The sequence below is a fragment of the Klebsiella sp. M041 genome, from assembly GCF_059759695.1.
In genome coordinates this window covers 20253-28744 of the sequence record NZ_JCAXWU010000031.1, presented here as the reverse complement: position 1 = coordinate 28744, position 8492 = coordinate 20253, and the positions used below count along the sequence as shown (strand labels likewise).

General features: G+C 57.9%; 8 protein-coding genes. All 8 read right to left on the bottom strand.

The genetic code is table 11. The annotated features are described in order from the left end of the window. Positions 1–71 (bottom strand): IS1 family transposase (locus tag AC6CWS_RS24865; protein ID WP_001568368.1); only part of this gene is annotated, 71 nt, incomplete at its 3' end. A gap of 375 nt (positions 72–446) precedes the next feature. Further along, the gene (locus tag AC6CWS_RS24860) at positions 447–2180 is read right to left on the bottom strand and encodes an ABC transporter ATP-binding protein (protein ID WP_004118832.1); all 1734 of its coding nucleotides are present in this window, start codon (positions 2178–2180) and stop codon (positions 447–449) included. A gap of 7 nt (positions 2181–2187) precedes the next feature. Continuing rightward, the gene (locus AC6CWS_RS24855) at positions 2188–3135 is read right to left on the bottom strand and encodes an acetamidase/formamidase family protein (protein WP_023316423.1); all 948 of its coding nucleotides are present in this window, start codon (positions 3133–3135) and stop codon (positions 2188–2190) included. 44 nt (positions 3136–3179) lie between these two features. Continuing rightward, the gene (locus AC6CWS_RS24850; protein ID WP_032409246.1) at positions 3180–4784 is read right to left on the bottom strand and encodes an ABC transporter substrate-binding protein; all 1605 of its coding nucleotides are present in this window, start codon (positions 4782–4784) and stop codon (positions 3180–3182) included. Positions 4785–4796: 12 nt separating this feature from the next. Then, a complete protein-coding gene (locus AC6CWS_RS24845; protein WP_004118227.1) occupies positions 4797–5717 on the bottom strand; it encodes an ABC transporter permease in 921 nt (306 codons plus the stop codon). Next, positions 5717–6565, bottom strand: coding sequence for an ABC transporter permease (locus AC6CWS_RS24840; RefSeq protein ID WP_023316421.1), 849 nt, complete (start codon positions 6563–6565; stop codon positions 5717–5719). The genes AC6CWS_RS24845 and AC6CWS_RS24840 overlap by 1 nt, the downstream gene beginning before the upstream one ends. After that, on the bottom strand, positions 6562–7155 hold the full coding sequence (locus AC6CWS_RS24835) for an ANTAR domain-containing response regulator (RefSeq protein WP_004118229.1): 594 nt from the start codon (positions 7153–7155) through the stop codon (positions 6562–6564). Before AC6CWS_RS24835 ends, AC6CWS_RS24840 begins: the two co-directional genes overlap by 4 nt. Further along, the gene (locus AC6CWS_RS24830) at positions 7152–8279 is read right to left on the bottom strand and encodes a transporter substrate-binding protein (RefSeq protein WP_023316420.1); all 1128 of its coding nucleotides are present in this window, start codon (positions 8277–8279) and stop codon (positions 7152–7154) included. Before AC6CWS_RS24830 ends, AC6CWS_RS24835 begins: the two co-directional genes overlap by 4 nt. Positions 8280–8492 lie beyond the last annotated feature (213 nt).

Below are 8492 nucleotides of genomic sequence, written 5' to 3'. Positions count from 1 at the left end.
GTGCTTTTGCCGTTACGCACCACCCCGTCAGTAGCTGAACAGGAGGGACAGCTGATAGAAACAGAAGCCACTGGAGCACCTCAAAAACACCATCATACACTAAATCAGTAAACCACTTCACATTAATGGCAGCAAACACCCGAACCGGCAGATGAGCTCCGTGTTGTTCTACGGCGCAAATAGGTAGTACGGCGACGATATTCGCCATATCCAGTTTACTGAATTCCCGCGTGGTGAGATCACACCACTAGAGAGAAGACGGTTTAAGCATGTTTACCTCCGGTTTTGTCTAACAATAAAAGATACGGTACGTTGCATTTAGGGCATTTTAGACCGGCTCTATGTCCTGCTATGTGCTAACTTTTCCAGTTTAATGGCCTCTCGTCGAGTTGTGTGGCAACAGTGTTGCCACCGGCGGAAATCCGCCGGTTTGAATGCTTTTTTGTTCAGCAGGCGACGAGGTGCCCGTCGCCAAAATCGGTAAAGCGCTGCGGTACTCTCTGATAGCCGATGGGTTTGATCGGTTCTGGTCTTATCGGCATTGCGCTGGTGGCTCGGGGTTGCCGTCTTTGCTGAACGTCAGGTATAGGAACGGCGCTGAGCAAGTGCTGAGTATAAGGATGCTGCGGATGGTGCAACACTCGATCTCGTGGGCCGATCTCCACGAGCTGGCCGCCAAACATCACCGCTACCCGGTGGCAGATGCGCTCCACCACCGCCATATCATGGGAAATAAACAGATAGCTGAGCCGATAGCGCTGACGCAAATCTTCCAGCAGCGTCAGCACCTGCGCCTGTACTGAAACATCCAGCGCGGAAACCGATTCATCGGCGATGATCACTTTCGGGTTCAGCGCCAGCGCGCGGGCAATGCAAATGCGCTGGCGCTGGCCGCCGGAAAACTGGTGCGGATAACGCCGCATCGCTTCCGCTGGCAGGCCGACCTGCTGCAATAGCTGCGCCACCCGCTCCGTGCGCTGTACTGCGGGCATCTGCTCATGAATCAGCAGCGGCTCCCCAACCAGGTCGAAAATAGTTTTGCGCGGATTGAGCGCCGCCCAGGGATCCTGAAACACCATCTGCAAATCGCGGCGTACCGCTCTTAACGCCTCGTCCTTCAGGCCGTGCAGCTCCTGTCCGTTAAGCTGCGCGCTGCCGCTAAATGGCACCATATTCATCAGCGCTTTTGCCGTCGTCGATTTACCGCAGCCGCTTTCACCGACGATGCCCAACGTCTCGCCGGGGAAAAGATCGAAGCTGACGCCATCGACGGCATGGACTTCGCGACGCACGCGCAGGCCGTCGCCGCGCACCGGAAAGCGCACGCTGAGGTCGCGGACGCTGAGCAACGGTCGCGTCGCCTCGACCGGCGCCAGCGCGGGCGCCTGGCCCAGCACCGGTACCGCCTGCAACAGCTGGCGGGTATAAGCCGCCTGCGGCGAGGTAAACAGCGTTTTTGCCGGAGCCTGCTCCATGATTTTGCCGTGACTCATGACCAGCACATCATCGGCCATTTCTGCCACCACTCCCATATCGTGGGTGATCAACAGCAGGCTGGTGGAAAACGCCTGCTGCAGTTCGCGCATCAACTCGAGGATCTGCGCCTGAATAGTGACGTCGAGGGCCGTGGTCGGCTCATCGGCAATCAGCACCTGTGGCTGGCACAGCATTGCCATGGCGATCATCACCCGCTGGCGCATACCGCCGGAAAGCTCGTGCGGATACTGTTGCAGGCGCTTCTCCACATGACTGATTTTGACCGCGTCCAGCATCGTGCTGACCCGGCTGCGCCGTTCACGGCGGCCCAGCACTTCGTGGCGTTGCAGCGTCTCTTCCAGCTGCTGGCCCACCGTCATCAGCGGATTGAGCGAGGTCATCGGTTCCTGAAAAATCATGGCAACCGACTTGCCGCGCAGCAGCTGCATTTGCCGCTCCGGCAGGCTGAGCAAATCCTGGTTATCAAAAATAATCGCGCCGCCTGGAATCTGTGCCTCCTCCGGAAGCAAACCCATGATCGCCAGCGAAGTCAGCGATTTACCGCTGCCCGACTCGCCGGCAATGCACAGAGTTTTTCCCGGCCAGAGCGCAAAGCTGACGTCATCCACCACCCGCTGTGTACCAAACTGGATCGACAGGCGCTCGACCGAGAGCAGCGGCGCCGGAAATAGGACTGCTGACATAACGCTCCTAATTAAACACGCTGTTGGGAAAATAGAACGACACCACCCAGTTAGGCCGATCGACGATTTCGCTGATGCGCAGATCGCCGCACACGGAGCAGAGCATATAGGCCTCTTCCGCCGACATCCCTTGTTCGCGGCACAGCGCATCGATGGTATAGCTTACCGCGTCGCGGGCGGCGGTCATCAGGTCAGGGCCAATGCCGGTGAAGGCGCTGTAGCCGTGCCGATCCAGATGTTGGGTCACTGGGCCAGGGGTGGCGAAACGCGGCGTTTTCAGCGGCATATCTTTAACCACTTCCAGCTTCACCACCACGTCCATCGCGCTTTCAATCGCCGTGCCGCAGACTTCACCATCGCCCTGCGCGGCGTGGGTGTCACCAATAGAAAACAACGCGCCTTCTACTTCCACCGGTAGCCATAATGTGCAGCCAGCGGCCAGATCGCGAATATCCAGATTGCCGCCCACGCGGCGCGGCGGCACCACCGAATGATGGCCCGCGGCGGCGGGAGCGACGCCGAGGGTACCGGCGAAGGGTTTCAGCGGTACGCGGCCATATCGGCCAAAGGCGCAGGGGGTTAAGGCCTGGCGGTCATATTGCCACAGCGTCAGCGCCGGATCAGAAAACTGATCGGCCAGCAGGCCGAAGCCCGGGATATTCGCAGTCCAGCCAAAGCCGTTGGGACGAAAGGATTCCAGCGTCACCTTTAGCGCATCGCCCGGCTGAGCGCCTTCCACATAGACCGGGCCACTGACCGGGTTGAGCTTATCAAACGGCAGCGTTGGGATATCCGCTGCGGTAGAACCGGCGTTGAACCAGCCGTTAGCCGCATCCAGGCAGTGAAACTCCAGTTGGCTGCCGGAAGCTACGTGCAGGACCGGGCTCAGGCTGTTATCCCAGCCGAAATGATGTTGAGCATGATGAATGGTCTTCACCAGACAATTTTGGCACATCCTGACTCTCCTTTAAGCAGCGGCGCCGTCCCGGCGCCATCAAATTATTTCAGTCCGATATAGTCGTAGTTGACTGGTACATGCACTGGATCGACATACAGCGCGTCCTCGCCCCCCATGCGTGCGGAATGTACGGTGTAGCGCTTCTCGTTGAATACCGGCACCCAGGGCGCGTCATCCATTGCAGTGATGAAGATTTTGCGCCAGGCTTCAATGCGCGCGTCCTGCTGGTCGGGTTTCACCATGCTGTCCGCCGCGGCCGCCTGCGCGTCCAGCGCTTTGTTGCAGTAGCGCGCCCAGTTCCAGCCGCCCTCTACCGCCCCGGCGCAGCCGAGGATCGGGCCATAGAAGTTGGAGGGATCCGGGAAATCGGCGATCCACGCCATGCCGCCGGACCAGACCATCGGCGCTTGGCTGGCGGAGCCGCCCGCCGCAATCACATTCGCCTGCGCCAGGGATTTGATGCTGGCGTGGATGCCCACTTTGGCCAGATCCTGCTGGATAGACTGGGCGATACGCGGCTGCGGATCGGTATTCATCACGTACAGTTCGGTAGCAAAACCGTTGGGGAAACCCGCTTCGCTGAGCAGTTGCTTCGCTTTTGCCGGGTCGTAGCTGAAACCCTGATATGCCTTGTCATAACCGGGCATGGCGGGTGGCAGTGGCTGGTTGGCCGGCGCCGCGCGTCCATTAATGATGCGCATGATGCGATCTTTGTTGACCGCCATGTTCACCGCCTGGCGGACTTTGAGATTATCGAAAGGCGGCAGCGTGGTTTTCATCGTCACGTAGCCGGTCTGCAACTGGTCGCCGGTGACCATCAGGCCCTTATAGGCCGGGTTGTTTTTAAACGACAGAAACTGTGCGGGCGGTACGCCGTCGCCGGCAATATCCACTTCGCCTTTTTCCAGCCGCAGCAGAGCGACCGAGGGATCCTGTCCCATTTCGAACTTTATGTGATCCAGCCGCGGCACGCCGGCTTTAAAGTAGTTCGGGTTTTTGCGGAAGATCAGCTCCTGGCCCAGCTTCCACTCCTGGAGCTCAAACGCGCCGCTGCCGACCGGATGCTTGCCGAAGTCGGCGCCCCATTTCTCCACCTCCTCACGGGGAACCATCGAGGCAAAGTTCAGCGCCAGCACATGCAGGAAGGTGGCGTTGGGCTCTTTCAGAGTGATTTTTACCGTATGATCGTCGACGACCTCGATACCGCTCAGGGTCGTGCTTTTACCGCTGGCCTCCTCGTCATAGCCCGCGATGGGACTGAAGAACCCGGCGCCCGGACTTTGGGTTTTCGGGTTGACTGTGCGTTCAAGAGAATATTTCACGTCCGCCGCCGTGACCTCGCGGCCGTTGTGGAATTTCACCCCTTTGCGTAGCACAAAGGTGTAGACCTTGCCGTCCTCGGAAATGGCGTAGCTCTCCGCCAGGTCGTTCACCAACTCGGTGGTGCCGGGACGATAGTCCATCAGGCCGTCGAACAGGCTTTTGATCATCGACCAGTTTTGCCAGTCATAGCCAATGGCCGGATCGAGGGTCGCCACGTCGTTCTGGTAGGTCACCACGATATCGCCGCCGGTCTTCTCGTCAGCCTGCGCGCCATAAGAGAAACAGGCCGCGGCCACCGCCATTGTCAATAACGCATTTTTCATCATCTTCCCCTGCTACTTTTTGACATCAATGCGCGGATCGACCCACGGCAGCACCAGATCCGCAATAAGGTTGCCGCCAACAATGGCAACCGCTGACACGGTGGTTACCCCGACAATCACCGGGATATCCACCTGTTGAATCGCCTGCCAGGCCAGCTGACCGATACCCGGCCAGCCAAAGACCGATTCGACTACCACCAGTCCGCCCATAAAAATGCCGATATCAATGCCTATCATCGGAATTAGCGGCAGCACGGCATTCGGCAGCACGTGACGCAGCAGTACGCGGGTTCGGCCCAGCCCTTTGGCCCGCGCGGTACGGATAAAATCCTGATGCAGCACCTCAATCATCGACGAGCGCAACATGCGTGAATACCAGCCGCTGCCGAGCAGGCCGAGGGTTAGCGCCGGTAGCGCCAGATGGCTGAAGCCGCCATAGCCTCCCATCGGGAACCAGTTGAGTACCACGGCGAAAAGATAGAGAAAAAGCATCGCGGCGATGAACTGCGGCGCCGAAACACCGATAAAGGAGAGCGCCATCAGAAGCCGGTCCGCCAGCCCGCCGCGTTTTAACGCCGCCAGGGTGCCGAGGGCGATCCCCAGTACCAACTCGCAGAGAATACCCGCCGCCATCAGCTGCAGTGACGGCCCGATACGGGCGGAAACCAGTTCACTCACTTCGCTGCGCTGAATAAACGAGCGTCCCAGATCGCCGTGCAGCAGCCCCTGCAGATAACGCCAATATTGCTGATAAAACGGCAGATCCAACCCCAACTGATGGCGGATGTTTTCGACTACTTCCGGCGTGGCACTGCGCCCGGCGATTTGGCGCGCTGGATCGGCGGGCAACATAAACAGCAGCAAATAGCAGATCAACGTAACGCCAAGCAGGATCAGCCCGGCATGCAACAGACGTTTTCCCAGAAATAGCATTAGTTTCGTCCTTTTAAGCCGGGATCGAGGTCGTCGCGCAGGGCGTCACCAGCGATATTGAAAGAGAGCGACAGCAGCACAATCGCCGCGCCGGGAAAGAACACCAGCCAGGGAGCCGAAGTAAAATAGCTCTGGCTTTCAAAGATGATGTTGCCCCAACTCGGCGTTGGCGGCTGTACCCCCACCCCGAGGAACGATAGAGTAGCTTCCAGCAGGACTGTGGTGGAGATGCCTAGTGTGGCCCAGACCAGCACCGTTGGCGCCAGATGTGGAATTAAATGCACGCCGAGAATACGCAACGTTCCGGCCCCCAGGGTGCGTTCCACGGCGATAAAGTCGCGGGCGCTAAGCGCGCTAGTTTCGGCGTAGATAACCCTGGCGATCTGCACCCAGTTCACCATGGCGATCACCAGGGAGACGATCCAGACACTTGGCTGGAAAATCGCCGCCAGGGCAATCGCCAGCAGCAGTGCGGGAAACGCCATCATCAGATCGGTAAAGCGCATCAGCAGCCCTCCGATACGCCCCTGCAGATAACCTGCGCTAAGCCCTACCAGGACGCCGATCAGTACTGCAGTGCCGTTGGCGACAACACCGATGAGTAACGAAGTACGAGCTCCGTAAATTAAACGCGAGAAGAGATCGCGTCCCAGCAGATCGGTTCCCAGCCAGTAAGTGCTGTTGGGAGAAAGCGGTGCGCCTTCCAGGCTCAGTCCCTCGACAAACTGTTCATCGGGATCGAAGGGGGTGAGCCAGGGGGCAAACAGCGCGCTCATCACCACCAGGAGAATAAACAGCAGCGAGAGCAGCAGGGCTGGCCGGCGCAGAAAATATCCGACTCTATTCATTGTGCTCCCCGCTTGCCGGACGACATTCGTAGCAGCCACTTCTGCGCCACCTGTGCCACCGACTGGTTCGTACACATTGATTCCGAGCGCAGGCGAACCCATGCCTGTTGTTCATCAATACTTTCCGCTTGCATCTGGGCCGCCAGAGCTTGGGTAATCTGCGGCATTGCTGCCAGACGCTGGCGCAGTAGCATCTGTTGCTGTTGAATGTCATGCAACTGCTGACGCAGCCCCACTGCCATCATCAGGGTGGTATAGATGGCTCGCTGTGTAATAGGCTTGGTAAGGAGCGCTGTTGCCCCTAACTCCAGCGCGCGCTGTACCTGGTAAAGTCCCTCATGTGAGGTCAGCGCGATCACCGGTATTCCCGCCAGATTGATCTGGCTCAGGGTTAGCGGGCTGGCGAATGCCTCCAGTTCCACCAGTACTGCACAGGGGGTGAGAGGAGGTAAAGCCTCATCTCCGGTCAGGTGATGCCAGCGGATACCCATCCGCGTCAGGTTTTTTTCCAGCGCTTCGCGACTCCTTGCTTCACAGTCTACCAGCAGGAGCGGCTGAGCATCTAAATCCGGGGACAGCAGCGTTTTCATTTAACAATCCTCAGAGCAGGTCTGGCTGCAACCGTTCGGCTTTCACGTAGCTCGGTCGCGGAGAGATAGGGATCGGGCATAACCGGCAGCGGTTCGCGATGCAGTATCTGAAAGCAAGTTTGTTGCAACTCAGCGATGTAGCAGGGCAAACAGGCGTGGTTGTTTCGAGCCATTACTGAGCGAGCGCCCGGAGAATCAACGTCGTGCTGACGATGCAGTGCCGCCAGCACCGCACCCGGCTCGCTGTTTCCGGCCTCGCGCAGGCTATTGGCAAACAGCCTTACTGCCCGCCAGCCGCCGATATAGTAGTGGGAGATGCGCTGTGCGCCATGTTGCAGGTGCTGCCGCGCGCAAAAATCGAGATCGACGCTCTCAAAAAACGGTCCGCAGGAAAGCAAACGTACCGCCCTTAGTGGCGCGACTTCGGCGACTTCGGCTTCGGTAAAATTACAGCTGAGCACCGCTAACGTCCGCCGATCGCGAAGACAGGCCTCGTCCAGTGCGCGCAGAAACGCATAAGAGGTTTCGCCTACCAGGTTATTGAGCACAAAATTTACCTCTGTGCTGAGAATCGCCTCAATCAACTCGGTCACGTTGCTGTTTCTCAGGTGCAGATATTTTTCGCCCACCACCGTACCGCCGGAACCTTCCACTACCTCACGGGCGATACGATTGCTTTCCCAGCCCCAGACGTAGTTAGAGCCGATCAGCCAGGAGCGATTTCCGAACATATCCAGCGCCAGCCGCAGGAGTGGCAGCAGAGTCTGGTTCGGACAACCGCCCAGATATACGACCTGCTCGCAGCTCTCGAACCCCTCGTAAGGACAGCCATACCACAGCAGCAGGTTATGCTGCTCCAGGTCCGGGATAATCTCCTTCCGACTGGCAGAGGTAATGGTTCCGAAGATATGGCGGATGCCGTGAGCGATAAAGGTGCTCACCGCTTCACTGTAGGCTGCGAGTTCACCCGCAGGGTTGATATGTCGGGCCCGCAGCTGAAAAGGATAAGCAGGATCGGCATTGATTTCCTCTAAGGCATGGCGCGCACCAAGCAGTGTGCTGTTCGCCAGGTGGCTGTAGGTACCTTCTGTGGAAAGCAAAATTCCAATATCAATAGTTTGCACGTATGTTTGCTCTCTGCATTAATAAAAAAGCCTGATTGTCCTTATTAGGACAATCAGGCTTCATTACCTGTCGATATTTAATGGATTCAAGGCTTAAGGGTTGCCCCTGCTTGCATATACCCGACATGAAAAATTCATGCCATTTTTAAAGCACAGTTAAATCAATGGATTATTTATTTTTGGAGACACTTTTGCACCAATGGGATGCGGCTT